Below are 26,547 nucleotides of genomic sequence, written 5' to 3' on the forward strand. Positions count from 1 at the left end.
GAGCTGGAGTGCTGATATTTCAAGCGGTTGGATGGTAAAGAAGCGTAAAGCTCAGGCCGGCGGCTCCCGCCGCCGAGGCAGATAGCGCCCGGGCTGGTCGGCACCCGGCAGGCCGCTGCCGTCGTTGCGGCCAAACAGCCGGTAGCGATTGCCGGCGACCGCATCGTAGATCTTGTCCGCCAGTCGCGGCGGCAAGCAACGCGCCAGCGCCAGCGCGCGGTACGGCCATCCCACTTGGCGCAGCGCCCGAAACAACGCCGCCGAACGCAGCCAACAGCGCCCCTGTTCCACATAGACCACGGAATCGAAACGGTCGGTCGGCAATCCCAGCGCCTGCAGGATTGCCTGCCCTTCGACGGATTGCACCGTCGCCAACAGAATGCGCCGCTGCCGATCGGCGCGAACAAGGTATCTCACCAGCCCATGACACAGGTTGCATTCGCCGTCGAACAACAACGCGCGATCGCCGGGCTGCAGATAAGGCAGCTGTGATAAAGGGGTCATCCCGCCTCCCGAAAAATGCTCGCCTTAGCCTAACGCGCCTGGTGCGCCCAGGCCAGAGCGGGATGACGGGGCGTGTTAAGGCCCGGGCGGTGCGTCAGGCACCGCCACCACCGCGACGCGCACTTCGTAATGTTTGGCGCTGCCCGCCGGGATCACCGCCGTCAGTTTGTTGATGGTTTCCACCGGATTGTCGCTGGCCGAGGTGGCGCAGAACAGCTCACCGCCGCGGCAGAACCCCGGCTTGGGCGGGTGCCCGCCCGGGAAAGGCGGCATGCGCATCGGTTCATCCGCCACAGGCGGCAACGCTTTGGCCGCAGGCGCCTCGGGGGCAGACATCGCGCTCGCGCTGAACAACAGCGCCATGCCCATGCAGGGCAGCGCCAGGATCTTGATTGCTTGTTTCATTGAATTAGCCTCATTTGCCGGGTTCGGGATTACGCTACCCCGCCCCCGGCCCATGAGAAAGCCGCTTTTCGCTACCTTTTCGCCCCGCTGCGCTTTGCTTACACGCGCTTAACGTGATGAGAGGCAAAAGGTTGGGTAAAGGGCCGTCGCGTTACTTGCCGTTCGTCAGCGTGTTGTAGCTGGTCATCAGATTGCGGTAGTCCGGGATATGGTTGGAGAACAGCGTGCCCAGGCCTTCGATGTCGTTGCGCCAGTCGCGGTGCAGCTCGCAGGCGACGCCGAACCAGGTCATCAGCTGCGCGCCGGCGGCCTCCATGCGGCTCCAGGCCGACTGACGCGTCAGCTCATTGAAGGTGCCAGAGGCGTCGGTCACCACAAAGACCTCGAAACCTTCATTGAGCGCCGACAGCGCCGGGAATGCCACGCACACTTCGGTCACTACGCCGGCGATGATCAGCTGCTTGCGGCCGGTGGCTTTTACCGCCTTGACGAAATCGTCGTTGTCCCAGGCGTTGATCTGGCCAGGGCGAGGAATGAAGGGAGCATCGGGGAATTGGGCTTTCAGTTCGGGCACCAGCGGGCCATTGGGGCCGTTTTCGAAACTGGTGGTAAGAATGGTCGGCAGGTTGAAGTACTTCGCTAAATCACCCAGCGCCAGCACGTTGTTTTTAAACCGATCGGGATCGATATCACGCACCAGCGAAAGCAGCCCTGCCTGATGATCCACCAGCAATACGGCGGCCTGGTCTTTGTCGAGGCGCTTGTAATTTGCAGTCATGGTTTTACTCCTGTGGGGTTGATGTTGCGGATGAAACGCCCCGCCGCAGGGCGGGGCGTTGAGGTTTAAGTGTAGCGCCTGAGCCGGGGAACACTGTCCGCCCCAGGCGCCAAGGTTCAACCGGCGCTCGCTTCGGCGTTCATGCTGCCGAACTTGCCGCTGTTGAAATCGCGGAACGCCTGCTGGATTTCCGCGTCGCTGTTCATGACGAACGGGCCGTAGCCGACGATAGGCTCATCGATCGGTTCGCCGCTCAGCACCAACAGCGCGACGTCGTTGTTGGCTTCGATGGTGATCGAATCCCCCGCCCGGTCGAAACGCACCATTTGGGTTTCGCGCACCACGTCTTCGCCGTTAACCAGGATCGCGCCGTGCAGCATCACCAGCGCCAGCGTATGGCCTTCTTTCACCGTCAGCGTGGTGGTATGGCCGGCATTCAGCTTCATATCCCACACGTTAAGCGGGCTGAAGGTGCGCGCCGGGCCGGCGTGGCCGCCAAAGTCACCGGCGATCACCCGCACCTGCCCTGCGCCGTCCGCCAGAGGAACCACCGGAATATCGGCGTTCAGCAGCGTCTGATAGCCCGGCTCGGCCATTTTGTCCTTGGCCGGCAGGTTGACCCACAGCTGCACCATTTCCATGGTGCCGCCCTTGCGCGAGAAGTCCCGCGAATGGAACTCTTCGTGCAGAATGCCGGAGGCGGCGGTCATCCACTGGACGTCGCCGGGGCCAATCACCCCGCCGCTGCCGGTCGAGTCGCGGTGTTCCACTTCGCCCTGATAGACGATGGTCACCGTTTCAAACCCGCGATGCGGGTGTTGACCCACGCCACGGGTGCCGGAGGCGGAGCGGAATTTGGTTGGCGCTGCGTGATCCAGCAGCAGGAACGGGCTCATTTCCGCTCCCAAATCGTTATAAGAGAACAGCGAATTCACCAGGAAACCGTTACCGACCCAATGTGCTTCCGGGCTGTTGTGAATACCGAGGATTTTTTTCATCTTGAACTCCCGTTTCAGACCTCACGGCCTTAAGTTGATGTCAGAAGTTTAATCCGCCGGGGTTTGCTGCAGTAGTAGGCAAGATGTACACTCAGCGTTCTACTGGTAGAACGATAAGGGATGCGATGCTGACCGATCTGAACGACCTGTTTTTCTTCGCCAGCGTGGTCGATCACCAGGGATTCGCCCCCGCCGGCCGGGCGCTGGGCATTCCCAAATCCAAACTCAGCCGCCGCGTGGCGCTGCTGGAAGAGCGGTTGGGCGTGCGCCTGATCCAGCGCTCGACGCGGCGCTTCTCGGTGACCGAACTCGGCCAAACCTATTACGCGCACTGCAAGGCGATGCTGGTGGAAGCGGAAGCCGCGCAGCAGGCGATCGAACAGACGCGCGCCGAGCCCTGCGGCACGGTGCGCATGTCCTGCCCGGTGGCGATCCTGCACACTCGCGTCGGCAGCATGGTGGCAGCCTTTATGGCCGATTATCCCAAGGTGACGGTGCATCTGGAGGCCACCAACCGCCGGGTGGACGTGGTGGGGGAAGGGTTGGATCTGGCGATCCGCGTGCGGCCGCCGCCGCTGGAGGACAGCGATCTGGTGCTGAAGATCCTCGCGCAGCGCACCTGGTGCGTCGCCGCCAGCCCGGCGCTGGTGCGCACCCTCGGGCCGGCGCAAACGCCGGAAGACCTGCGTAAATACCCGACGCTCGATCTCGGCCCGGCGCGCGCTCAGCACCAATGGCGGCTGACCGGCCCACAGGGTGAACGGGTGGAGTGGGAGCACTCGCCGCGGCTGGTCACCGACGACATGCTGATGCTGCGCACCGCCGCCATCGCCGGCGCCGGCATCGTACAACTGCCGGCGATGATGATGCGCGACGACATGCTGCGCGGCGAGCTGGTGCAACTGTTGCCGGGCTGGCAGCCACAGGGCGGCGTGGTGCACGCGGTCTACCCGTCGCGCCGCGGCCTGCTGCCGGCGGTGCGGCTGCTGCTCGACTATCTGGGGGAGCAGTTCGCCAGCATTGAAGAAGAGTGATCAGGCGGTGATTTCGATCGCGTTGCCATCCGGATCGCGAATGACGGCCTCGTAGAAGCCGTCGCCGGTCCAGCGCGGCGCGGACAGCAAGATGCCCTCCTGCCGTGCGCGCTGCGCCAACCGATCGACCTGCCGCTCATCCCCCAGCGACAGCGCGATGTGCGCCCAGCCCACCCGCTCCTCCTGCGCCTGCGCCGGCAGCAACGTCGGCACGCGCATGATCTCCAGCGTCGGCCCTGCCGCCAGATTGACGAAGCGGGAAACGAACCCCGGCCGATTGCGGCTGACGTACTCCTCTCCCGCTTCACCGTTGAAATAGCGCTGCCAGAACGCCAGCTGCGCGTCGATGTCACGGGTCCACAGGGCAACATGGGCTATTTTCATCATCATTCTCCGGTCGATAAATCGCTGTGCCAGATCTGGCCGCCGCCCTGCGCCACCTGCTGCTCAAGCTGCGGGTGCGCGCCGCGCGCCGTCACCAGATGATCCACCCGCCCGGCGGGCAGGAAGGGGTAGGGGGCGTAGGTATTGAGTTTGTCGCGGGTGCACAGCACCGCCACGCTGCCGGCGCGCGTCAGCAACCGCTTTTTGAACGTGGCGTCCTGGTAACTCAACGCGGAGAAGCCGCCGGCCGGGTCGTAGGCGCAAATGCCGGTGAACACCAGATCGAAATGAAATCCGTCGATCTCTTCCGCCGCCTTGGCGTCCACGCAGCCGCCGACCTGCGCATCCAGTTCGCCGCCGATCAGGATGGTGCGGATCCCCGGCCGTTCCAGCATTTTGCCGGCGATGCTCAACGCATTGGTTACCACCGTCAAACGCCGATCGCGCGGCAACAGATCCGCCAGATACAGGTGGGTGCTGCCGGCATCGAGGAAGATCAGCTGTTCTTCGCCGATCACCCCCAGCGCGGTCTGCGCCAGCGCCAGCTTCTCATCACCGCTGAGGGCAATGCGCGCCGCAACGGGGCCTTCGGCCGGCGTCGGCGCCAGCGCACCGCCATAGATGCGTTTGCACAGATTTTGCGCCGCCAGCTGACGCAGATCGCGGCGGATGGTCGCTTCGGTGGTATTCAGCCGCTGCGCCATCTCCAGAGCCAGCACTCGCCCCTGTTGGCGGAGCGTGTCGAGAATGGCCTGATGGCGCTCATTCGGTAACAGTTTGGACATCATGTCAATCCGGCGATGCTAAAGTGATCATGAATGTACACAAACGTACACAATCGAACAAACACTTTTTTGGCAACACTCAAGCGGCGGCGCTCGTCTAGACTGAAAGTGACATCACAGATAAGGGATTATGACGCGATGACCTCCGCCGTGCTTTATACGCTGTTTCCCGCCGCAGCCACCGTCGTCGGCGCAGCGGTGGCGCTCTATCGCCGCCCCGGCGACGCCGCGATGCGCGTCATCCATCACTTTACCGCCGGCATCGTGTTCGCCGCCGCCGCCACCGAAATCTTGCCCGATCTCAAACAGCAGTCGCCTTTGGCGGTGTTGCTGGGCGGCGCTGTGGGGGTGCTGTTAATGTTGCTGGTTCGGCGGCTGGGCGAAAAAGCGCAGGGGCCGGTCGGTTTTATCGCCGCGGTCGGCGTCGATATCTTTATCGATGGGCTGGTGCTGGGCATTGCCTTCGCGGCCGGCGCCAAAGCCGGCCTGCTGTTGACGCTGGCGTTAACGCTGGAAGTGCTGTTCCTGGGATTGTCGATCGTCGGCGATTTGCAAGACTTTCTCGGCAGGCGGCTGCGCGTCATGGCGGCGATAGTTGGCCTGGCGCTGCTGTTGCCCATCGGCGGCCTGCTGGGGGCGCCGGTGGCCATGCTGGGCGCATTTTGGCTGACCGCCTTTCTGGCCTTTGGCCTGATCGCCCTGCTCTACCTGGTGACCGAAGAGCTGCTGGTCGAAGCGCATGAAGGCGGAAAGGAAACCCCGTTCGCCGCCGCGATGTTCTTTGCCGGCTTCCTGCTGCTGTTGCTGTTGGAAGAAGGTTTAGGATAAAAAAACAGGAATTTCATGGCGCATGCCGCCCGGCGGCAACGCTTTGGCTATACTGAGGCAAGCGAAGTTACCGCAGACGTAACGGCTTGGGCGTAAAGGGAAAACGATGTTATTGACGATCGCAAGGTGGCTGTTTCAATTACCCGGGAAGCTGTTTGGGCTGATTTTTAAAAATCGCCTGAGGGTATTTCTGTTCTTCATGCTGGTCGCCCTCGGGGTGCTCGGCGTCAAGCGCTATCTGCTCACCCACCAGTATGACGACGAATTCAGCCTCGCCGCCCCCACCGATTACAACCGCGCCATCAAGCGCGAAATGCCGCAGCGCGAAGCACGTGAGCAATGCGGCGGGCCGCTGCACGATAATGCCGGGCAACCCTGGCCCGCGTCAGCCGGCTATCTGCATCAGCCGACCGGCCTGCCCGCAACCGGCCTGCATCGGCTGACGCTGGACAATCAAGGCAACGATTTCGCGGTGTTGGTCAAAATGGAAACGCCCGCCGCGCCGCAGCAGCTGGCGGAAGTCTTTATTCCGGCCGCCGGCAGCTTCGAGGTTAAAATGAATGCGGATGCGGAACACGTGATGAAAATCAAGAACATCAAGACCGGCTGCATGTTCCGCTCCAGGCCGTTCAACCTGGATAAACGGAGCGATTGGCGCATACCGTTATCGCTGCAAAAGGACGGCAGCCTGCAGCTGCAGCCGATAGGCGATCGGCAATTCTGATCGGGCGCCGGGCAGAGTCACCGGCGCCGCAAAAGGTTACTTTTTCACCGGATGATCGCGGCGGAACAGCTCCCAACTTTCAATTTCCTGCCCATTCGGCAGCGTACAGGTCGAATACTGGCCCGCCGCGTTTTCTTTGGCGTTCAGCTTACCGCCGATTTTGGTGCAATACACGTCGGCCGGGTTCGCCATGCCGATCGGTTTCACCTGCGGCGGTGGCGGCGCATCGTTGGATTTCACGGAACACCCCTGCAACATCGTCATCCCTGCCAGCAGGGAAAGCATCAACGTTTTTTTCATTTTTCCAGCTTATGCAAAATACCCACGGCGGAACGCTCCGCCGTGGGTTGATCATGAAATAAAGGATTTGCCCTGTTTCAGCACCAGATCGCAGGCTTTTTGTTTCACCTTCTCGGTGATCTGCGAGGTGCCCAGGCTGTTGAGATCCAGGCTCTTGCCTTCACCGGTCTGCAGCAAGCCACCCAGGCCCTGCTGATAATCCTGGCTCTTGGCGTTTTCAGTGCTGGTGATGCCCAGTTTGCTGAGCAACTGATCTTTCACTCCTTCGGCGCCGTTAGCCGACAGCACGTTGTTTTTCACACAGTACTGCAGGATGCCGGCGGCGTTGGTCATGCTGCTGGAGCTTAACGCCTTGTCGCCGCCGTTCAGCAGGCCGGTCAACGAGGAGAGCGACATGCCGCCGCCGCTTTCGCCGCCAGACTTGCTCAGTTCGCCCGCCGCGCTGTTGAGAGAATCCATCAGACCGGCGGCCTGGGTGGCGCCGCTGGCCAGGGTCGCGGACAGCGCCAAAGCCAGCAGTAAACGATGTTTGGTGATCATAGTGATAAAACTCCTGTAAGAACGGCATGCAATCGGCGCAGCGCGCCGGGATACCTCTCCGACGCCGCCTGCGGCGACAAGTTCCTTTTATCTCGCCGCCGCGCCGTTTTTCGGAATTCAGGAAGTTTAGAACTGCCAGCGCAGCCAGGCGAAGAACACGTTGCCGTTGTTATAGGTGCCGGGAATGTAGGTCGCCTGGAACGTCAGCCGCTGATAGCCGATAGAAGCCAGCGGCAGCGGCGCCGGGATAGGAATATATTTCCAGTTATCGCGCGCGGTGACGCTGGCGGTGAAACCCAGCCCCAGGCGGAAATCCTTGTCATCCAACGGACGCCAGATCTTCTCGTAGGCGTAGCCGCCGATCGGCTCCCACTTGTTGAAGGAGTCCTTGAACGCCATGATGTAGATGCCGTGCCAGTCACCGTCGCTGTCGTAGCGGGAGATGCCGTAACCGGCGCCCCACGGGCGCTCGTTGTACTTATCGATATGTTCGTCATCGTAAGTCCAACGGTTATGCCAGGTGATGGCCGGAATATAGAGATCGTGGTTCGGCGAATTGTTCCAGGTCTCCGACACGTTATGGGTAAAGCGCTGCCATAGACCCGGTTTTTCGGCCTGCGCGGTATTGCCACTTTCTGTACTAACCTCAGCGTAAGAAGGCAGTGCAGGAAATATCAACGCCAGAGAACATGCCAACAGAGTCCGTTTGAGAAACATGGTAAAGCTCCTGTAAAAATACGGCCGAAGATTTTTACCTATAGCCCAGGCAAGATCAAGCTGTATCCAATTTATCCAACGCCCGTTTCGCCTTGGTTAAACTTAGCATCGGAAAATTCGCATTGGTTTATAACGGGTTGCACCGACATCTGCATGTTAGCGCCTTTCGGACGGCAAAACCGTGGGAAAAGTCCGCTTTGTCGTTCGCCACTCGCGGGCCAGGTGCTTGACCAACACATCGACATCGAGGCGGTTCACGAACGCCAGAGAATACGAGGAATAAAGGCCGAACAGGCGGTTTTGGTGCCCGACCACCACCAAATCGATGCCGGCCTGGTGAATAAAATCGCTCACGTCCTTAAAGCGGCGAATGGTAACGATCTGCTTCACCGCCACCGGCGCATCGACGGCGCGCACCAGCCGGCTCAGCATCGCCTTGGCGGCGATCACCTCCTGCGCCTGGCGATCCTTGATTAACGCATCGCTGCCGTACTCCAGCTCGGCATAGTCGGCGTTCAGGTGGCCGACGGTGATGGCGACAGGCAGCCCATGCACCATCGCCGCCGTTTGGCGCAGCAACGGCAACCCATCACGCTCGTCGTGGATCAGCACCAGCACACGTCGATAGCTTTTCATGGCTATTTCCCCCTCAGACGAGCCCCGCTGGGACGCAGGCCCTTTGGTAGGTATACGCCATCCAGGCGCACGTAGAGAAAAGTTTACGTATCGGCCCCAAGGAATGTGATGGTCGCCACGTTATATTAGCGCTCGTAACGACGCTTGTTTACGCCGGCCCGAGGCGGCGCGCATTGCAGCCCCGTAAAGTAAAACTGACAACACGACGCGAATAAAAAAGCGACATTGTTAATTTTTTGTTTTTGATTGGTTGCGCGATGGTTTCATGAAATAAGCGTGCGGCGGATCACCAAAATGCCTCTTTGCGCCGGCTTCTGCCTTTCTTTACCAGCAAAAGAGCGTTACGCCACCCGATGGGATTTAACGCGACCTCAAAAGTACCGGATGCTTCGCCCTGCATCATGATAAATGCCAATACGCCGCCATTTTTCTGTCGATATACCGCCAGGGAAAAATACCGCACTGTCCACCTGCATAATAACCACACTATTTATACATTATTCAATCGCGTAAAGCGCCGAATACAAACCGCCTATTCAACGGCTGCCACGTCTGTCTTGAACAAGCCGACACTTTAAATAACTGTTAATGCTAACGACACAACATCGCCAGCAATTTATTTTTGCTGATTTTCGCCTGACAAAATAAAGATAAATAATTCGGAGCAATCAATGAAAATAACTATCGGGTCATTCATTCTGCAACAGCTTCACGCCCTGAACGTCGATCGTATTTACGGCGTGCCCGGCGACTATAACCTCAGCCTGCTGGAGCTGCTGGAAAACGACGAGCGGCTGGCGTTTGTCGGCAACTGCAATGAATTGAACGCCTCCTACGCCGCCGACGGTTACGCCCGCATGAAAGGCGCCGGCGCGCTGATCGTCACCTACGGCGTCGGCGATCTGGCCGCGCTGTCCGGCATCGCCGGGGCCTATGCCGAATCTTCGCCGGTTATCTGCATCGCCGGCACGCCGCCGCTGCATGCGATGAAAAATCACCAGCTCTTGCACCATACCCTGGGCGATGGCAATTTCGACAACGTCATGAACTGCTTTAAACAATTCACCGTTGCGCAAGCCTTGATTACACCGGAAAATGCCGCACAAGAAATCCCACGCGTTATTTCCCGCGCCTGGATAGAGAAGAAACCGGTGTATTTACAGCTGCCGTCGGATATTTGCGATGTGGAAATTGAAATCGCCGCGGCGGCGACGGCACCGCAATTACCGGCCAGCGATAAATACAATGTGCAATTAGCGGCGATGGCGCTGTTAACCAAAATCAAACGCGCCCAGCGCCCAATCATGTTGGTCGATCAAATGGTGGATCGCTACCAGTTGCAGCAGTTGGTCATCGCGGTCGCTCACCGCTTCGCCATTCCGCTGACCAATATGCCCACCGCCAAATGCATTATCCCGGAAAACACCGCCGGTTGGATGGGCGGCTACAGCGGCAATCTGTCGCGCCCCGAACTGTATGAACACATGGCCCACTCGGACTGCGTGCTGAGCTTCGGCGTGCGTTTGGTGGATTCCACCACCGGCTATTTCTCCCAGCACATTCCCGCCGCCGCTCAGGTGGACATCCAACCGTTCTCAATGAAGCTGGACAACACCTCCTACCCGGCGGTGTCGACGGCGGATCTGCTGCAGGCGCTGTTGGATCTGAGCGAAGACGCGCCGGCGCAGCCCCTGGCGCCGTTGGCCAGCCCACATGAGAAGCTGGCGACGCCGAGCGACGCGCCTATCGACCAGGCCTATCTGTGGCGGCGCATCCAACGCTTCATCCGGGCGGATGACGTGGTGGTGGTGGAAAACGGCACCTCCGGCGCGGCCATCGGCGGCATGCGCATGCCGGACGGCGTCAAGGTGGTCAACCAACCGATTTGGGGCTCAATCGGCTATACCCTGCCGGCGCTGCTCGGCACTCTGATGGCGGCCCCTGAACGCCGCCACCTGCTGTTCATCGGCGACGGCTCTTTCCAGTTGACCGCGCAGGAAGTGTCCACCCTGCTGCGCTGCGAGCAAAAGCCGATCATCTTCCTGATCAATAACGACGGCTACACCATCGAACGCTATATCCTCGGCGAAAGCTCGTCCTACAACGACATCAGCCCGTGGGACTACGCCAAACTGCCGGCGGTGCTGAATACTCGATCGCAGCCGTTCAGCGTGGCGGTGGAAACCACGCAACAGCTGGAAATGGCCCTGGAACACGCCTCGCGGCAGGATAGGCTGGCGTTTATCGAGGTGAAAGTGCCGATGATGGACACGCCGCCGGTGATGAAAGAGTTCTGCAACCGTTGCAACAGCTTTAACTTCGGCCTGACCAACCCGCGCCGCAGCGCCTGATGCGCGATCGCGCCGCCGGTGACTCAGGCCACCGGCGGCGTTTTCTTTAGGGTTAACCGCCGGCGCGCGCCATGCAGCGCTGGCGGCGTTCATCCACCCGCTTGGCGAACCAGGCGGTAGTCAACTTACGGGTGATTTTCGGGCTTTCCAGTTGGATGCCCGGCAGCATCTCGCGCGGCAGCTTGCCGCCCGCCAGCGCATAGACCTTCTTATACAGGTCGGTATCGGCAAAGCCGGCCGTGTCGCCTTTCTCCAGCGCCCGGCGAATGGCGCTGTCGCTCATGTTCAGGCGCTTGCCGAGCGTGCGCACCGCCAGCTCGGTGGAGCCGGGCTTGTCGCTGCCAAAGTCGATCAGATCGCCGTCCAGCGCCAGCGGAATGGCGCTCGCCCGGCTGACCGCGTTTTGGAACGCCGCGTTGCGGCTGGCATACCAGCCGGCGTTGAAGTCGGCAAAACGGTAAATTGGCCGGCTATAGTCGGCCGGGTACCCCAGCAAATGCATAATGCCGAAGTACATGCCGCCACGTCGGCTGAAGACTTCGCGCCGAATCGAACCGTCAACCGGATAAGGATACCCTTTGGCATGCGCCTCGGCGAAGGCGACGCTCACCTGCATCGGGCCGCCGGTATGAACCGGGTTCAAATGACCGAACAGCTTCTGCCCCATCGGTACGCGGTCGATCATGTCATCGAAGATATCGCTCAGATCCTTTTCGGTGCGCACCTTATCCAGGCGCTCGCTGTAGCTCTGGCCGTTCGACGACGAGATCTTCAACGCGGTATGCACCAAAAAGTTCGGGATGTGCATCTGATCGGCGCGGCGGTCGATCTCTTTCCAGGCGATCTTCGGCAGCCCCGGCACCTGCGGGTTAGCCTGGAACGTCGACTCTTGTTCGGTCACCGCCAGCACCGAGCACAGGTTCTCATCGCTCGGCTCGATGCCCTGCGCGGCAAACGCGGCGGTGATATCGGTGGCCCAACCCTGACGATCGCCGGCATTGGCCGGGATCAGCGTCATCAGTCGCGCTTTGACGTCGGCGGGGCGCGCCGCCGGCGAGGTGGTGGTGGTTTTGCTGGTACAGCCCGCCAGCGCCAGCAGCGCGGCCAGGCTCAGCAAACGGAGGGGCTTCGGGTGGCATAAACGGCGTATCGGCATCTTTTCCCTGAACGTGATGACATGAACAGCACTGAAATTAGCCCAGCCGCCGCGCACAATCCAGTATAAAGATCTCCCCGCGCCTTTCCTTCAGGCTGCTATGTTCAAACGATCGATAAAGATGTATTTTATATACATCATATAAATCACTTTGCTTGCCCAGCCAGAGGAGCCCCCTATGGAGCAGCAGTTGCTTTGCTATAAAACCCTGCCGGAATGGAACAGCGAAACGCTGCCGGAAGCCTTTCGTCAGCGCCACAACACCCAGAGCGGCACCTGGGCGAAGCTCACCGTGCTGAGCGGCAGCCTGACGTTCGCCATGATGACCGAAGACGGCGCCACCACCGAGACCTGGCAGTTTAGCCCTGAAAGCCAGCCGCCGTTTATCGCCCCCCAACAGTGGCATCGCATCGTTTCCTTTTCGGACGACATGACCTGCCGGCTGGCGTTTTACTGCACGCCGGAAGATTACTACCACAAGAAATACGAACTGACGCGCACTCACTCCGAAGTGGTTGAGGCGGCGGCGCGCATCGCGCCGGGCAAGGCGCTGGATCTGGGCTGCGGCGGCGGGCGCAATTCGCTCTATCTCAATCTGAAAGGTTTCGATGTCACCGCCTGGGACAAGCATGCGCCGTCGATAGCCCGCCTCAATCAGATCGTCGACGCCGAGCAATTAACCCGCCTGAGCGCCAGGGTGCAGGATCTCAACACCCACCGCTTCAGCGGCGACTACGACTTTATCCTGTCCACCGTGGTCTTGATGTTCCTCGAGCGGCAACAGATCCCGCATATCGTGCAAGACATGCAGGACAGCACCGTGCGCGGCGGCCATAACCTGATCGTGGCGGCGATGGATACCGAGGATTATCCCTGCCCGCTGCCGTTCCCGTTCACCTTCAGCCCGGGTGAGCTGAAGCATTATTATCGCGACTGGGAGATCCTCAAATACAACGAAGACGTCGGCCAACTGCACAAAACCGACGCCGCCGGCAACCGCATCTCGCTGCGCTTCGCCACCCTGCTGGCGCGCAAGCTATAGCGCGTCGTGAAAGATTACCCCCAGCGTGTGGCGTTGGCCGGTGCGTATCCGGCTGACGCCGTGGCGCAGATTGACCCGATAGTAGCCTTTCACTCCCGCTACCGGCCGGTGATGCACGGCGAACACTACTGCATCGCCCTGCTGCAGCGGCACCACCTCCGGCCGGCTCTGCATCCGCGGCCGCTGTTCGGTCAGCACGAATTCGCCGCCGGTGAAATCCCGTTCGGGGGCGGAGAGCAAAAACGCCACCTGCAGCGGAAATACCCGCTCGCCGCACAGATCCTGATGCAGGCAGTTGTAATCCCCCGTTTCGTAACGCAACAGCAGCGGCGTCGGTCGCCGTTGGCCGGCCCGGTGGCATTCGGCCAGGTAAACCTCATGTTCGGCGGGATAGCGCGCCGTCAGGCCCAATAAGGCGTTCCAGCGGTTGGCCACCGGCGCCAGCCGCGCATACATCAGGCCGCGCGCTTCGGCCACCGGCGGCGGCAACGGATAGGCGAAATAGCGGTATTCGCCGCGGCCAAAACCGTGCTTCGCCATCACGATGCGGCTGCGGAAGTGCGCATCCTGCGGGTAGAGCGCCGCCAGCTCGCGGCACAGGTCATGGCTGAACACGCCGGGCAGCCGCGCGCAGCCCTGCGCATCGAGTTCACGTTCAATTGCCGCCCAGTCCAATTCGGCCAGCCGCGCCGCCAGCGCGCCGCTCATCGCTGCGCCTCTTTTTCCAGCAAGGCTTTCTTGCGCTCGACGCCCCAGCGATAGCCGGACAAGGCGCCGTCGTTGCGCACCACCCGGTGACAGGGGATCGCCACCGCCAGCACGTTGGCGGCGCAGGCGCCGGCCACCGCGCGTACCGCTTTGGGCGCGCCGAGGCGCCGGGCGATATCGGCATAGCTGACGGTTTCGCCGACCGGTATCGCCTGCAGCGCCTGCCAGACCCGCTGTTGAAACGCGGTGCCGCGAATATCCAGCGGCAGCGCCAAGCCGTTCTCCGGCGCTTCAATCAGGCCCACCACCTGCGCCATCAGCGCTTCATACTGCGCGTCGCCGCCGATCAGCTCGGCATGGGGAAATGTGTCCTGCAGATCCTGCACCAGTTGCTGCGCATCGTCCCCCAGCAGAATGGCGCAGATGCCCACCTCGCTCTGCGCCGCCAGGATCTCGCCCAGCGAACAGCGCCCGACGGCGAAATGGATGCGCATGCCTTTGCCGCCGGCCCGGTAGGCCTTCGGCGTCATGCCCAGCGCGGCGCTGGCTTGTTGGTAGAAGCGGCCGTTGGCGCCATAGCCGGCGTCGAAAATCGCGTCGGTCACCGTCTCCTGCTCCGTAAGACCGGCGCGCAAGCGTCGGCTGCGCTGCGCGTCGGCGTAGCCTTTCGGCGTCAGGCCGGTGATCGCTTTGAACAGCCGGTGGAAATGGTACTGGCTCAGCCCAACGTGGCGCGCCAGCGTCTGCAGCGACGGCGCTTTCTCCGCCCGTTCGATATAGCGGCAGGCCTCGGCTATCTGCCGCGCATGCTGCTCCGTCAACGGGGTCAGCCCCTGTCGGCAGCGTTTGCAGGGCCGATAACCCGCCGCTTCCGCCTGTTCGGCATCGTCGAACAGCTCCACGTTTTGCCGATTCGGCTGGCGTGACGGGCAAGAAGGCGAGCAATACACGCCGGTGGTTTTCACCGCGTAGATAAAGCGGCCGTCGGCATGCTTGTCGCGGCTGACGATCGCCAGCCAGCGCGGATCGGCGCTGTCGATTACGTTTTTCATCATCCGTTCCTCACTGCGGTTTCGATGTTAACCAGCATAGTGATGGGGCGTTGGCGAAACACGCCGACTCTTGCTTTTTAATTCGGCGCCGACGTTTTCAACAATGTTTCGATAATTTTTAACCAACAACATGAAGTTTATTACGTTGCCAACCCGGTTGCACAGCGTTAGGATCGCGGCCGGCCACGGGCGTGGCCAGTGTTTTTGCCTGTTAGTTGCGCGCATGGAGAGGTTATTGTGTTAGAGAGTTTTGGCGTCCTGAATTTATGGACCTATTTGGCCGGGGTGGTCTTCATCATCATTCTGCCGGGGCCGAATACGCTGTACGTGCTGAAAACCGGCATATCGCGCGGCGTGCGCGCCGGCTATACCGCGGCGCTGGGCGTGTTTATCGGCGATGCGATCCTGATCTTTTGCGCCTATATCGGCGTGGCTTCGCTGATCCGCACCACGCCGTTCCTGTTTACCCTGGTGCGTTTTCTCGGCGCGATTTACCTGCTGTTCCTTGGCGCAAAAATCCTCTACGCCACCTTCGTGCAGAAGGCGCAGGCGCAACAGCAGCAAATTGAAGGTGGCCACAGCATTCTGCGCAAATCGCTGACGCTGAGCCTGACCAACCCGAAAGCTATTCTGTTTTACGTGTCGTTCTTCGTGCAGTTCATCGATTTCAACTACGCGCACACCGGGCTGTCGTTCACCATTCTGGCGCTGATCCTCGAAGCCGTCAGCTTTATCTACATGAGCACGCTGATCTTCTCCGGCGCGATGCTGGCGCATTTCTTCAACCACAAGAAAGGCCTAGCGAAGCTCGGCAATGGCCTGATCGGCCTGCTGTTCCTCGGTTTCGCCACCCGTCTGGCAACCCTGAGTTCGTAATCCTTCCCGGCCGGCGCCCGCCGGCCGCGGTTTACTGTTCCGTCACGGCAAAATGACACGCAGGACAAATCGAATGTCAGGCAGAGCAAAGCCGCCGCTTTACCGCTGATCTAGACTCTCAGGGTTAACGATAACCTGATGAGCCTGATCGGAGGATGTATGTCTGACAATACCGTAGCCGTGCTGGATAGCGTGTCGCGTTTTCTCGATCGTCAGCATGGGCTGTATATCGACGGCCAGTGGCGCGCGTCCGCTGCGGAAGGCCGCCTGGCGGTGTATAACCCCGCCAATGGGCAGCAAATCGCCACCACCGCCGACGCCAACGAACACGACGTGGCGCAGGCGGTGGAGTCCGCCCACAAAGCCTTCAGCGAAGGCGTCTGGGCGCAGCGTCTGCCGGTCGAGCGCGAACGCATCCTGCTGCGCTTCGCCGATTTGGTGGAGCAGCACGCCGAAGAGCTGGCGCAGCTCGAAACCCTGGAGCAGGGTAAATCCATCAACATCGCCCGCGCTTTCGAAGTCGGCAGTACCCTGAACTGGATGCGTTACACCGCCGGGCTGGCGACCAAAATCACCGGTCAGACGCTGGACGTGTCCATTCCGATGCCGCCGGGCGCCAAATATCAGGTTTATACCCGCAAAGAGCCGATCGGCGTGGTCGCCGGCATCGTGCCCTGGAACTTCCCGCTGATGATCGGCATGTGGAAAGTCATGCCGGCGCTGGCGGCGGGCTGCTCCATCGTCATCAAGCCGTCGGAAACCACCCCGCTCACCCTGCTGCGCATCGCCGAACTGGCGAGCGAAGCCGGCGTACCGCCGGGCGTGTTCAACGTGGTCACCGGCCGCGGCACCGTGTGCGGCAAGGCACTGACCGAACATCCGCTGATCGCCAAAGTCAGCTTTACCGGCTCCACGCCGGTGGGCAAAAGCATCGCGCGCGCGGCGGCGGATCGCCTGACCCGCGTGACGCTGGAGCTGGGCGGTAAAAACCCGGCCATCGTGCTGCAAGATGCCGATCCGCAGCAGGTGATCGAAGGCCTGATGCTCGGCAGCTTCCTCAACCAGGGTCAGGTGTGTGCCGCAAGCTCGCGAATTTATATCGAAGCGCCGATTTACGATCGGTTGGTGGCCGGATTCGAACAGGCGGTGAAATCGCTATCGGTCGGGCCGGGGATGGATACCGGGGCGCAAATCAACCCACTGGTGTCGCTCGCGCACCGCAACAAGGTGGCGGCCTACCTGGACGACGCCCGGGCGAAAAACGCCGAGCTTATCGGCGGCGCGGCCGGCCCGGACGCCAACGGCTTCTACATTCCGCCGACGCTGGTGATCAACCCGGATGACCGGCTGAACCTGACGCGCGAGGAAGTGTTCGGCCCGGTGGTCAACCTGATCCGGGTGGCGAGCGCCGAAGAGGCGCTGAGCAAAGCCAACGACACCGACTTCGGGCTGACCGCCAGCCTGTGGACCACCAGCTTGCAAAAGGCGATGGCGTTTACGCCGCGCATTCAGGCCGGCACCGTGTGGGTCAACACCCATACGTTGATCGACCCGAACATGCCGTTCGGCGGGTTCAAACAGTCGGGCAGCGGCCGTGATTTCGGCCCGGATTGGCTGGATGCCTACACCGAGTCGAAATCGGTCTGCATCCGCTATTGAGTGCAGCGGCGCGGGCCTGGCCCGCGCCCTGACTTATTGATACTGCCGACGGTACTCGCTCGGCGACATGCCGAAACGCTGCTTGAAAGCGGTCGAGAAATGGCTGTGATCGGCGAAGCCCCAGTCAAGGCCAATGCCGGCCAGCTTTTCCTGCCCGGCGGCGCTGCGCAGCGCCTGCGCGCACAGATCCAGCCTGCGGTTCCTGATGTACTGCGCCACCACCAGCCCCTGACGGGCGAACACCCGATACAGGCTGCGTAATGACACCCCCAACTCGGCCGCCACCCACTCAGGACGCAGCTGCGCCGACTGTATATGCCTGTCGATCAGCGCCAGCGCCTTGTCGAAGACCGGTTGCTGCCCCTCCGGGCGCGCCTGTTCGAGCGCCAGCGCCGGACGCAACAGCGCCGCCAGCGCATTCAGCACCGCCTCGCTTTCCGCCGCGGCGAGCTGAGGATCCTGCATACTGCTCAGCACCAGCTGGCGGCTGAGGCGCACCGCGCTGAGCTCGGCCCCGAGACGCTGGGCGCAAGGCGGCGGCACCGGCAGGCAGCCGCGCGGCAACAGCAGAGAGATTTGGCGCGAATCGCGCTGGAAGGTGAAGCTGCTGGGCCGTGAGGCGTCGATCAGCGTCATGTCGCCGGGAGAGAGCACCGTTTGGCGATCGCCCTGCTCCATCAACGCGCTGCCGCGCAGCTGGAAGACGGTAAAAAAGTGCGCGCCGTCGCTGCGGGCGATTTCACGCGGCGTGCGATACAGCCGGGCCTGGGCCACGTCGACCACGCTCAGACGCAGCGCATGGGCGCGGAACTCCTGCATCGCCCCGCTGAAACCCGGCCCCAGCGTTTTCGCGCAGAACCTGCCGCAGGCGGTGTTGATTTTGCCCAGCCACTCTTCGAAGCCGGCGTCGCGGAGCGTTGCCAATGCCGTCATGATCTCTCCCTTCAAACGCCGGCGGCGCTGCGCCGTTGAACAGAAAATCACCATAACAATCCGTTAACACACAATCAATGGCGAGCGGGGGATTTGGCGCCGCGATCACAGATCATCGGGCGCCGGAGGGGAATCGCCTTAAGGCTGCGTATCCAACAGATGGCGCACCACCGCCGCGTACTCTTTGGCGTAGCCTTCAACGCTGGTGCTGGCCATGCCGGCATTGTCTATCTTGTATTTGCCCGCCACGTAGAACGACGGGGTACCGCGCACGTCGAACGCTTTCACCGCTTCGTTCTGCTTGGCGATCAATCCTTTGACCAGCAGGCTGTGGCGCGCGTTTTCATAGGTGGCGGCATCGATGCCGGCCGCCGTAAACACCCGCTGAATATCGTCGGCGCCGTTGACGGCGCGTTGTTTCTGCACCGCGTCGAACATCGCCCCTTCAATCTTGTCTTCCACGCCCAGCACCGTCGCCACCGCCCAGGCTTCGGTCAGCTCATTGCCCAGTTTACCCATCAGGCTGACGTGATATTTGGTGACTTTCTCACCGGCGGGCAGCGCCTGCGCCACGGTGCTGCCTACGCGGTAGGTTTCGGCGAACTGATAGCAAGGGCCGCAGTAGAAGGAGAAAAACTCCACCACCGCCGGCGCGGCGGCCACCGGCTTATCCAGCCGGGTGTATTGCTCGCCCGCACGGTAATCCGCGGCCTGAACCGCAGGCAGCGCCAACATCAATACGACGGCGGCGGCGAACGAACGCTTAACTTTTGCCAACATAAACACTCCTGGTTTCATCTATGAACATCGTCCTTAGCGGCGGTTTTTATAATCAAATAACCGCCAGAAGACCAGTTTTTATTACCTTCTATACCCTAAATAATTGGAGTTGCATCACGGCGGCAAGAGCGGGAGTCCCCAGGAGCTTACTCAAGTAAGTGACTGGGGTGAGCGCTCGCAGTCAACACTGATGCAGCTTCAAGTATGACGGGTATATTTGTGAGGGGTTATGTTCAGCGCCCTTCGTAACCGTCCCAGTAGGCGCCTACCGCTTCCTGCGAGAGCACCTGACGGCGTTTAGGATTGTCGGCGCTGCTGTAGGCACGGTTGATGAAAATGGTTTTGTGTTCCATGTTCTGCTGGAACTCCGCGCTGGCCAGATAATCGGCCTTTTTCTGCGCCTCGCTGCGCGCCACGCCCGCCACGCGATCCTTTTTCCCCCATTGGTAGAACTGTTCGAACATCGGCACGGCGTTTTTAATGCTGCCGTTCACATCGGTGCGGAATTGCGGATCGAAGTCGTCGCGCGTTTGATAAATGTAGTGCTTGGCATGCTGCTCGGCGCTGCTGAGGTGATGGGTGCAGGCGCTGAGCGCCAACAGCGGCAACAACAGCGCCGCGCTTTTCAGTCTTTTCATGTCGTCTGTCCCTGTCAGTGAGGAAGGTCCCTTTAGCGCCACGAGCATAACGCCGCCCCCCGGCGAACGTCAAACGACAAAACGCGCATCACCTTGTTTTATATTAATATTATATACATTTATTGGTATTCATTGCCTGAAACACTATGCTTTAACAGACAGGGTAAACACTCACCGACAGCGAGGCGGCCAATGAAAACGATCGACAAAAGCGTGGGGGAGTACGACCTCACGGCGGAAAAAAAAGCGGGCATGATCACCGGCACCATCCGCGGCGAACTGCCGGACAGCGACGCGAACCTGCCGCTGCTGCCCTTCTCCGGCACCTTCGCCGGCCCGAACGTGGCCGAAGCCATCGCCGATATTCAGCAGCAGTTCCCCGACATCGAACCGGCGATTATCGACGATTTGCGCGAGGAACTGCTGAAGGCCGGATTCTAATCCGGATCGCAATGCCGCACGAACGGACTGTACACCGGCGCGCCGGGCTTCAGCGCCAGATCGGCGTCAAAATCTTCATTGCGGTTGAACGGCACCACCGGCCAGGCGGAAAACGCCTTCAAACCGTCCCGGTACGCCTGCGTCACCTTCGCCAACGCGGCATTTTGCGCCTGCAGAGCCTCGCCCGCCAACCCGCCGCGCACGCCATAGACCAGGAACGGCTCCAGCACGCTAAAGCCAATATAGTGCAACGCATGCATGATGGGCCACAGCATCAGCCGCATATCGCCGTCACGCCCGTTCGGCGCGCAGGCCTGTGCGGAAGCGCCGGCGGTGACGGTCAGCAGTGCCCGTTTGCCGCGCATTACGCCGTTCTCATGGCGGTGGCGGCTGTCGTAGATCCCGCCGTAAACGAACACCCGATCCATCCAGCCTTTGATGATGGCCGGCGCGCCGAACCACCAGAAAGGAAACTGCAACACCAGCGTATCCGCCCAGTGCAGCAGCCCGATATGCCGCCGGATCTCCGCCGGCAGCGCCTGAGTCGTCCAGTGATGGCGCTGCTCCTGCATCGCATCAAATCTGTCCGCCTGCTTTCTGCTGGGGTAATGGCCGGCGCTCTCGCGCGGATCAAATCCCTCCTGATACAAATCGACCGTCTTCACCTGATGCCCCTGCGCCAGGCAGGCCTGCCGCGCCTGTTCGGCCAAATGGGCATTGAAGGAATGCGGCTCGGGGTGAGCCAGCACAATCAGCACGTTCATCCTGTTTCTCCCGTTGTAAGGTGGTGCTGCTATGCTGTGGCTTTATCGCACCCTTGGCAATTACGCACCTGAAGGTAACCCCCAATGGCTTATCCCGGCGACGTCTATTCGAGCAAGTGCTCCGCGCGCGATGCGCTGGCGCTGATTTCCGGCAAGTGGGTGATGTTGATCCTGCCTGCGCTGGCGCAGCGGCCAATGCGCAACGGCGAACTGCTGCGCCGCATCGACGGCATTTCGCAGAAGGTGCTGACGCAAACGCTGCGCCAGTTGGAACGCAACGGGCTGCTCGAGCGGCTGGATTTAAGTGAAAAAAATCAGGCGCATGTGGAATATCGGCTCAGCGCCGTCGCCTGCTCGCTGGTCGAGACGCTGACGGCGCTGGACCGCTGGGCGGAATACCATTTCCCCGAGCTGGACGCCGCCCGCGAGCGCTATGATGCCGACCGCAAGCGCGAGAGCGAGTAAAGCGGTTTGGCAAGCAACGCGCGGCGCACAGAATGCGCAGGTGAGACGCTTGTTCCCGGTCTCGCCATCCGTTATCTATAGTTAATTCAATTCGCCGGTAACGGCCCACTCCACCTGAGGATCTTGCCTTGACGTTTTTAAAACACCCAATCGCCGCGCTGGTGCTGGCTGGCTGCGGCCTGCTGTCGGCGGGCGGCGCGCTGGCCGCTTCCGATGCGCTGGTGTACTGTACCGTTGCCTCGCCGGAATCGTTCAACCCGCAGCTCTCCAGCTCCGGGCCGACCTTTATCGCCACCTCGCAGGTGCTGTACAACCGCTTGGTGACGCTGCGCGAAAGCGATAAAACGCCCGCCCCGTCGCTGGCCACCGAGTGGAGCGTCAGCCCGGACGGCAAGACCTACACCTTTACCCTGCGCCAGGGGGTAAAATTCAACAGCAACAAATACTTCACCCCAACGCGCGACTTCAACGCCGAAGACGTGGTGTTCACCGTGATGCGGCAGAAGGATCCGGCCAACCCGTATCACAAGGTCTCCGGCGGCAACTATGAATACTTCACCGACATGGGTCTGGATAAGCTGATCACCAAGGTGGAAGCGGTGGACGAACACCACGTGCGCTTCACGCTGAGCCAGCCCAACGCCGCGTTCGTCGCCGACTGGGCGATGGATTTCGCCTCGATCCTGTCCGCCGAGTACGCCGACGCGATGCTGAAAAAGGGCACGCCGGAATACGTCGACAACTGGCCGATCGGCACCGGGCCGTTTGCGCTGCAGCAGTACAAGCAGGATTCGCTGATCCGCTACATCGCCAACCCGCACTACTGGCAGGGCGAAGTGGCCAGCAAGCACCTCATCTTCTCCATCACGCCGGATCCGCAGACCCGGCTGGCCAAGCTGAAAACCAACGAATGCCAGATCATCCCCGCGCCGCTGCCGGAACAGTTCGCCGCCATCAAGGCCGACGGCAACCTGCAGTTGCACGACATTACCGGGCTGAACGTCGGCTATCTGGCGTTCAACACCCAGAAAAAACCGTTCGACAACCTGCTGGTGCGTCAGGCGCTGAGCTACGCGGTAGACAAGAAAGCGATCGTCGCCGCGGTGTTCAAAGACAGCGGCACACCGGCCAATTCGCTGCTGCCGCCGGGCATGCTGGGCTACAACGACAAACTGCCGGAATACGCCTACGATCCGCAGAAGGCGCGCGAGCTGCTGAAGCAGGCCGGGCTGGAGCAGGGTTTTGAGACCGACATCTGGTCGATGCCGGTACAACGCCCTTACAACCCGAACTCGAAGCGCATCGCCGAAATGATCCAGAGCGACTGGGCGAAGGTGGGCGTGAAGGCCAAGATCGTCACCTGGGAGTGGGGCCAGTATCTGGCCGGGCTGCGCAAAGGCGAGCAGCAGAGCGCGCTGTACGGCTGGGTATCGGACAACGGCGATCCGGACAACTTCGCCACCCTGCTCGGCTGCGCCGGGGTGCAGAGCGGCGCCAACGTGGCGCGCTGGTGCGATAAGGATTACGACCGGCTGATCCAGCAGGCGATCCAGGAGAACCAGCCGCAAGCGCGCGCCAAGCTGTACCAACAGGCGCAGGTGATCTTCGCCAAACAGGCGCCGTGGCTACCGCTGGCCACCGGCAAAGTGTTCTACGCCACCCGCAGCAACCTGAGCGGCTACGTGGTGGACGTGAACGGCAGCGATTTCGCCAAGGCCAAATTGAACTGATCCCAGGCGCCGCAGCGAGGGCTGCGGCGCAACCCGCTTCATCACTTAATAAGCTGCCAGCCTCTGAAACTGTCGTCCATTAGCTTCACAACTTACGATGCCCCTCTACCGCCTGGCGCATAACCCACTAAACCAATCGATTAATAAGTGAGTTGAGCCTGGCGTTTTGCCTAAATTGCGCGCACGCGCTTTCCTCCGATGTAACATTTCGTTACCATCGGCGCACAGACCCTTTAACATCAAAAGGTAACCCGGTGCAGAACACCTATATGCCGTGGCAAATTCGCCTGCACTGGCTGGTGGCGATCCTGCTGGTCATCACCTGCGTCACCATCGAGCTGCGGGGCTTTGCCGAACCGGGCAGCGCCCCCTGGTACGTGCTGGTTGTCACCCACTTCAGCTGCGGCGTAACGGTGTTTGCGCTGATGATCGCCCGCCTGTTCCTGCGCTGGCGCCGCCCCTCGCCCGCCATCGCGCCCAAACCGCCGAAGTGGCAAACCGGCCTGGCGCACCTGACGCACACCCTGATTTACCTGCTGCTGCTGACGCTGCCGGTGCTGGGGGTGTATTCGCGCTATCTGGGCGGCAAGGAGTGGTTTCTGTTCGGCCTGCCGATGCCGTTCGCCGACGTGGCCGATCGGCCGCAGGCGCGGACGATTATCGGCTGGCACAAAACGCTGGCGTCATTCGGCTACTGGCTGATCGGCCTGCATGCCACCGCCGCGCTGTTCCACCACTATATCGTCAAGGACAATGCGCTGGTGCGCATGCTGCCGCTGATGAAAAAGCGCTGACCAGCCGGCGCCAGGGAAGAATTTTCGGGCCACGCCCGCTGACAGGGAATGATATGCAAACCCAATTTTTTAATGTGACCGTCGAACAATGCGCCTGCCAGCAGACGGCGCCCGACAACCTGGTGAGGATCATCGCCTCCGGCCAGACATTCTTTTTTTACCGTGACGACTTCAGCGACAGCGAAAATCTGCTGGCCAGGCTCGCCGCCGGCGATCGGGTGAAGATCGGCGCTCACCGCCTGCGTGACGGCAGCTACTGGCTGCACTGGCTGCTGCACGGCACGAAAGGCCGGCTGGAACCCGACAGAACGCTGAAATACAAGCTGAAATACTTCGCCCTGCTGGTGCTGGGCGCCGCGTTGGCCGGTGGCTTCCCGGCCGCCTTTTTCATCATGGACCGGGAAGATTCCTGGCTGACCATTGTCCTGTTCTTTATCGCCATCATCGCCGGCCTCATCGGCATCGGCATGGTGCTGTTCGTCGGTTCAGAGCTCTTGCTGATCGGGCATCGCGGCCGCAGGCGCCTGCTCAGGGCGCTGGATCGCGTGCTGCTGGGGCAAGACGTCACGCCGCCCGATTCGCTCAGCCTGAAAATCCCCGGCATCAGATACCGGGCCGTCCGCAAAGACGCCGTGCCGACGACCGCACCGCTGCAGACCGCACTTCCCCTTCCTGACGGCGTCGAGGCCTCCGGCATCGAGACGGTCAACGCCCTGAGCTACGAACTTCGCCACTATGAGATCCCGCGGCAGGTGCAGTATTTTGACACTTACGCGTGGCGTCAGAACGAGACGCACTTCGCGGTGACGACCCGCGCGCTCAACGTCCCTACGACCAAACTGCATCCGGTATTTCGTCGGCAGCATCCGCTTTTCATCGCTAAGGGCGATCCGCTGCAGGTGTTGTACTGCGAGAACGACACCGTCCCCGAGTTGCCTACGGTGCGTGGGATCATCAATCATCGCGACCGCCAGACCTATCTCATCGGCGGCAATCGCTACTTCACCGAAGCCGGCCTTAACCTGAGCGCGCGTGTCGTTTTCATCCTGGGCGCGATCATGATGTGTTTGATGCTCGGTCTGATCGTGTGGGATAACGCCGATACCCCAGCGGGCTTTTACCTGGATGCCTGGACCCTGAAGCGCCTCGGCAGTGAGTTGCCGCCGATTCTGCTGCTGATGATGCTGATGGTCAGCGGCCTGGCGCTGCTGATCGAGGGCTTCGCCCAGATCTGCCGCCTCTACGCTTTTGAGCAGCACCGCACGTTTAAGACGTTCAAATACCTGCGCAATCTGCGCCGCAGGCTATGGCGGCAGGAACAGGTGACGGAGCTGAAATGATGACGCTAGCGCTTTATAAAAGACCCCTTATTATCCTGACGCTGTTTTTGGCCAGCGCGGTGGGCGTCTATTTCCTCGCCCCTGAACAACGCTATGCGCAGTGGCAATGGACCCAGAGCGACGAGACGTTGCCGACAATAGCCCGTTACGATCTCATCCACAGCTACCCGGCGCAGAACGGCGCTCTGCTGCTCATCAGTAAAAGAAGTGAGACCAGCGCCTACAACAGCTTCTACGGCTGGGCGGCCAACTACCTCAGCCAGGTGTTATTCACCGGCCCGAAGGGGTTGCAGATGCTGGGGCAACTCGACGAATCAATCTACGATGCGGTTTGCGTCGAGCAGGAGTGCATGCTTTTTCTGTCCAAAGGGCGCCGGCTGGTCGATGTGCAACGGGGCACCATCGGGGCGCTGATCCCCTGGTCGGAGGGCGACGACAATCTGCCTTCCTTTATCGGCGGCAAACTGGTGGCGCTGTCGGGAAAGCGCGCGCTGTATTTCATCAGCACCGAAGGCGTATTCTACAGCCCGGACTTTGGCGCCCATTGGCGGCAGACGCTGGATCTGCCGGCGCTGTTGGATGAGCGACAGCTGCTGGGCTTTGAGCGCGGCGAGGAGGAGTCACCGACGGCTTACGCCTCCGGTAAGCGCAAATCCATGCCCGAGATCTTTACCGCCGTTGATGGCGATCGCGTGCTGTTTTGGATGAACCCGGTGCTCGGTTCCGGCGCCTTGCACATTGCCGTTAACGGCAAAACCGGCGAGGTGGCCGAACTGCATTGGCTAACGGTGCGCGTCAAGGAAAGCGCGCAATCTCCGGACGGCGGCATCTACCTGATCGCCCAAACGCTGGACAGAGGACTGTATCAGCTTCTGCGTTATCAATCCGACGGGCAGTTGGCGGTGCTGTTGGAAAACGGCGATAAATCGCTGTATCAGCTGTGGGCGGGCAACGACAAGCTGGTCGCCCAAACGGATAACGGCGATGCGCGCCTTTCGCTGATTTTCGATCTGCGTTCATCCGAAGTGCGCTACCGACAGCCGTTGGAGTACCGCTACAACGGGCGCGACGACGCACGCCAAACCGTGATCGAACCGGAAAGCCACTATGGCGATGACGGGGAGACCCCGGCGCTGCCCTACTTCGTTCGCTATCGCTCCACCACGCCATGAACATAAGGAACTT

The 26,547-nt window shown here is 61.0% G+C and carries 30 protein-coding genes; 13 read left to right on the plus strand and 17 right to left on the minus strand.

Annotation, left to right across the window (positions count from 1 at the left end):
• Positions 1–51: 51 nt before the first annotated feature.
• The 4 genes from ACUTQY_RS12450 to ACUTQY_RS12465 form a co-directional block, all read right to left on the minus strand.
• Positions 52–504, minus strand: coding sequence for a thiol-disulfide oxidoreductase DCC family protein (locus ACUTQY_RS12450; protein ID WP_033642016.1), 453 nt, complete (start codon positions 502–504; stop codon positions 52–54).
• Between the two features lie 75 nt (positions 505–579).
• Entirely contained in the window at positions 580–909 is a 330-nt protein-coding gene (locus ACUTQY_RS12455) for a hypothetical protein (RefSeq protein WP_042783760.1), read from the minus strand.
• A 151-nt stretch (positions 910–1,060) separates the two neighbouring features.
• The gene (gene ycaC, locus ACUTQY_RS12460; RefSeq protein WP_004928476.1) at positions 1,061–1,687 is read right to left on the minus strand and encodes an isochorismate family cysteine hydrolase YcaC; all 627 of its coding nucleotides are present in this window, start codon (positions 1,685–1,687) and stop codon (positions 1,061–1,063) included.
• Between the two features lie 116 nt (positions 1,688–1,803).
• The gene (locus ACUTQY_RS12465; RefSeq protein WP_016928920.1) at positions 1,804–2,685 is read right to left on the minus strand and encodes a pirin family protein; all 882 of its coding nucleotides are present in this window, start codon (positions 2,683–2,685) and stop codon (positions 1,804–1,806) included.
• 125 nt (positions 2,686–2,810) lie between these two features.
• Between ACUTQY_RS12465 and ACUTQY_RS12470 the strand changes: the two genes are divergently transcribed.
• Positions 2,811–3,719, plus strand: a complete 909-nt coding sequence (locus ACUTQY_RS12470; RefSeq protein ID WP_033642013.1) for a LysR family transcriptional regulator — start codon at positions 2,811–2,813, stop codon at positions 3,717–3,719.
• On the opposite strand, the gene ACUTQY_RS12475 is transcribed toward ACUTQY_RS12470, so the two are convergent.
• Complete coding sequence (locus ACUTQY_RS12475) at positions 3,720–4,103, minus strand: VOC family protein (RefSeq protein WP_046688328.1); 384 nt, start codon at positions 4,101–4,103, stop codon at positions 3,720–3,722.
• A gap of 2 nt (positions 4,104–4,105) precedes the next feature.
• Positions 4,106–4,888, minus strand: a complete 783-nt coding sequence (locus tag ACUTQY_RS12480; RefSeq protein ID WP_033642011.1) for a DeoR/GlpR family DNA-binding transcription regulator — start codon at positions 4,886–4,888, stop codon at positions 4,106–4,108.
• Between the two features lie 138 nt (positions 4,889–5,026).
• Here ACUTQY_RS12480 and ACUTQY_RS12485 point away from each other — a divergent pair, with 138 nt between their 5' ends.
• Positions 5,027–5,716 (plus strand): hypothetical protein, encoded by a 690-nt coding sequence (locus ACUTQY_RS12485; RefSeq protein WP_033651048.1) that lies wholly within the window; start codon positions 5,027–5,029, stop codon positions 5,714–5,716.
• A gap of 106 nt (positions 5,717–5,822) precedes the next feature.
• Positions 5,823–6,440, plus strand: a complete 618-nt coding sequence (locus tag ACUTQY_RS12490; RefSeq protein ID WP_046688326.1) for a hypothetical protein — start codon at positions 5,823–5,825, stop codon at positions 6,438–6,440.
• A gap of 36 nt (positions 6,441–6,476) precedes the next feature.
• Here ACUTQY_RS12490 and ACUTQY_RS12495 read toward each other — a convergent pair whose 3' ends face one another.
• The 4 genes from ACUTQY_RS12495 to ACUTQY_RS12510 all read right to left on the minus strand — a co-directional run bounded on the left by ACUTQY_RS12495 (position 6,477) and on the right by ACUTQY_RS12510 (position 8,633).
• Complete coding sequence (locus ACUTQY_RS12495; protein ID WP_019454261.1) at positions 6,477–6,740, minus strand: putative hemolysin; 264 nt, start codon at positions 6,738–6,740, stop codon at positions 6,477–6,479.
• A gap of 51 nt (positions 6,741–6,791) precedes the next feature.
• Entirely contained in the window at positions 6,792–7,280 is a 489-nt protein-coding gene (locus tag ACUTQY_RS12500) for a DUF2501 domain-containing protein (RefSeq protein ID WP_033651046.1), read from the minus strand.
• Between the two features lie 126 nt (positions 7,281–7,406).
• On the minus strand, positions 7,407–7,997 hold the full coding sequence (gene pagP / locus ACUTQY_RS12505; protein ID WP_033642007.1) for a lipid IV(A) palmitoyltransferase PagP: 591 nt from the start codon (positions 7,995–7,997) through the stop codon (positions 7,407–7,409).
• A 156-nt stretch (positions 7,998–8,153) separates the two neighbouring features.
• The gene (locus tag ACUTQY_RS12510; protein ID WP_046688325.1) at positions 8,154–8,633 is read right to left on the minus strand and encodes a universal stress protein; all 480 of its coding nucleotides are present in this window, start codon (positions 8,631–8,633) and stop codon (positions 8,154–8,156) included.
• A gap of 671 nt (positions 8,634–9,304) precedes the next feature.
• On the opposite strand from ACUTQY_RS12510, the gene ACUTQY_RS12515 reads away from it, so the two are divergent.
• Positions 9,305–10,984, plus strand: coding sequence for an alpha-keto acid decarboxylase family protein (locus ACUTQY_RS12515; RefSeq protein ID WP_033642005.1), 1,680 nt, complete (start codon positions 9,305–9,307; stop codon positions 10,982–10,984).
• Positions 10,985–11,036: 52 nt separating this feature from the next.
• Here the strand turns inward: ACUTQY_RS12515 and ACUTQY_RS12520 are convergent, their stop codons facing one another.
• A complete protein-coding gene (locus ACUTQY_RS12520; protein WP_042783757.1) occupies positions 11,037–12,140 on the minus strand; it encodes a DUF1615 domain-containing protein in 1,104 nt (367 codons plus the stop codon).
• A gap of 178 nt (positions 12,141–12,318) precedes the next feature.
• On the opposite strand from ACUTQY_RS12520, the gene tehB reads away from it, so the two are divergent.
• Positions 12,319–13,182, plus strand: coding sequence for an SAM-dependent methyltransferase TehB (tehB, locus tag ACUTQY_RS12525; protein ID WP_046688324.1), 864 nt, complete (start codon positions 12,319–12,321; stop codon positions 13,180–13,182).
• Here tehB and ACUTQY_RS12530 read toward each other — a convergent pair.
• Both ACUTQY_RS12530 and ada read right to left on the minus strand, forming a co-directional pair.
• Positions 13,177–13,890, minus strand: coding sequence for a 2OG-Fe(II) oxygenase (locus tag ACUTQY_RS12530; protein ID WP_046688323.1), 714 nt, complete (start codon positions 13,888–13,890; stop codon positions 13,177–13,179). The two genes, tehB and ACUTQY_RS12530, sit on opposite strands and share 6 nt — an antisense overlap.
• Positions 13,887–14,942, minus strand: coding sequence for a bifunctional DNA-binding transcriptional regulator/O6-methylguanine-DNA methyltransferase Ada (gene ada / locus ACUTQY_RS12535; protein WP_046688322.1), 1,056 nt, complete (start codon positions 14,940–14,942; stop codon positions 13,887–13,889). The genes ACUTQY_RS12530 and ada overlap by 4 nt, the downstream gene beginning before the upstream one ends.
• 237 nt (positions 14,943–15,179) lie before the next feature.
• On the opposite strand from ada, the gene leuE reads away from it, so the two are divergent.
• The gene (gene leuE / locus ACUTQY_RS12540; protein ID WP_004940625.1) at positions 15,180–15,818 is read left to right on the plus strand and encodes a leucine efflux protein LeuE; all 639 of its coding nucleotides are present in this window, start codon (positions 15,180–15,182) and stop codon (positions 15,816–15,818) included.
• A gap of 159 nt (positions 15,819–15,977) precedes the next feature.
• On the plus strand, positions 15,978–17,477 hold the full coding sequence (locus ACUTQY_RS12545) for an aldehyde dehydrogenase family protein (protein ID WP_042783752.1): 1,500 nt from the start codon (positions 15,978–15,980) through the stop codon (positions 17,475–17,477).
• A gap of 33 nt (positions 17,478–17,510) precedes the next feature.
• Here the strand turns inward: ACUTQY_RS12545 and feaR are convergent, their stop codons facing one another.
• The 3 genes from feaR to ACUTQY_RS12560 all read right to left on the minus strand — a co-directional run bounded on the left by feaR (position 17,511) and on the right by ACUTQY_RS12560 (position 19,828).
• Positions 17,511–18,410 carry a transcriptional regulator FeaR gene (gene feaR, locus ACUTQY_RS12550; RefSeq protein ID WP_046688588.1) on the minus strand — a complete coding sequence of 300 codons (900 nt, stop codon included), beginning with the start codon at positions 18,408–18,410 and terminating at the stop codon, positions 17,511–17,513.
• A 138-nt stretch (positions 18,411–18,548) separates the two neighbouring features.
• Complete coding sequence (locus ACUTQY_RS12555) at positions 18,549–19,190, minus strand: DsbA family protein (RefSeq protein ID WP_046688321.1); 642 nt, start codon at positions 19,188–19,190, stop codon at positions 18,549–18,551.
• Between the two features lie 233 nt (positions 19,191–19,423).
• Entirely contained in the window at positions 19,424–19,828 is a 405-nt protein-coding gene (locus ACUTQY_RS12560; protein WP_046688320.1) for an Exc2 family lipoprotein, read from the minus strand.
• A 192-nt stretch (positions 19,829–20,020) separates the two neighbouring features.
• On the opposite strand from ACUTQY_RS12560, the gene ACUTQY_RS12565 reads away from it, so the two are divergent.
• Entirely contained in the window at positions 20,021–20,269 is a 249-nt protein-coding gene (locus ACUTQY_RS12565; RefSeq protein WP_046688319.1) for a hypothetical protein, read from the plus strand.
• Here the strand turns inward: ACUTQY_RS12565 and ACUTQY_RS12570 are convergent.
• The gene (locus tag ACUTQY_RS12570) at positions 20,266–21,033 is read right to left on the minus strand and encodes an NAD(P)H-dependent oxidoreductase (RefSeq protein WP_046688318.1); all 768 of its coding nucleotides are present in this window, start codon (positions 21,031–21,033) and stop codon (positions 20,266–20,268) included. The two genes, ACUTQY_RS12565 and ACUTQY_RS12570, sit on opposite strands and share 4 nt — an antisense overlap.
• Positions 21,034–21,117: 84 nt before the next feature.
• On the opposite strand from ACUTQY_RS12570, the gene ACUTQY_RS12575 reads away from it, so the two are divergent.
• From ACUTQY_RS12575 to ACUTQY_RS12595, 5 genes are all read left to right on the plus strand, one after another.
• Positions 21,118–21,498: a winged helix-turn-helix transcriptional regulator gene (locus ACUTQY_RS12575; RefSeq protein ID WP_046688317.1), complete on the plus strand. Its 381-nt coding sequence runs from the start codon at positions 21,118–21,120 to the stop codon at positions 21,496–21,498.
• A 128-nt stretch (positions 21,499–21,626) separates the two neighbouring features.
• A complete protein-coding gene (locus ACUTQY_RS12580) occupies positions 21,627–23,228 on the plus strand; it encodes an ABC transporter substrate-binding protein (RefSeq protein ID WP_033641991.1) in 1,602 nt (533 codons plus the stop codon).
• A gap of 269 nt (positions 23,229–23,497) precedes the next feature.
• Positions 23,498–24,022, plus strand: a complete 525-nt coding sequence (gene cybB / locus ACUTQY_RS12585) for a cytochrome b561 (protein WP_079451037.1) — start codon at positions 23,498–23,500, stop codon at positions 24,020–24,022.
• Positions 24,023–24,075: 53 nt separating this feature from the next.
• The gene (locus tag ACUTQY_RS12590) at positions 24,076–25,362 is read left to right on the plus strand and encodes a hypothetical protein (protein ID WP_046688316.1); all 1,287 of its coding nucleotides are present in this window, start codon (positions 24,076–24,078) and stop codon (positions 25,360–25,362) included.
• On the plus strand, positions 25,359–26,534 hold the full coding sequence (locus tag ACUTQY_RS12595; RefSeq protein WP_128868777.1) for a hypothetical protein: 1,176 nt from the start codon (positions 25,359–25,361) through the stop codon (positions 26,532–26,534). Before ACUTQY_RS12590 ends, ACUTQY_RS12595 begins: the two co-directional genes overlap by 4 nt.
• Positions 26,535–26,547 lie beyond the last annotated feature (13 nt).

This window comes from Serratia sp. TSA_130.1, from assembly GCF_052691795.1.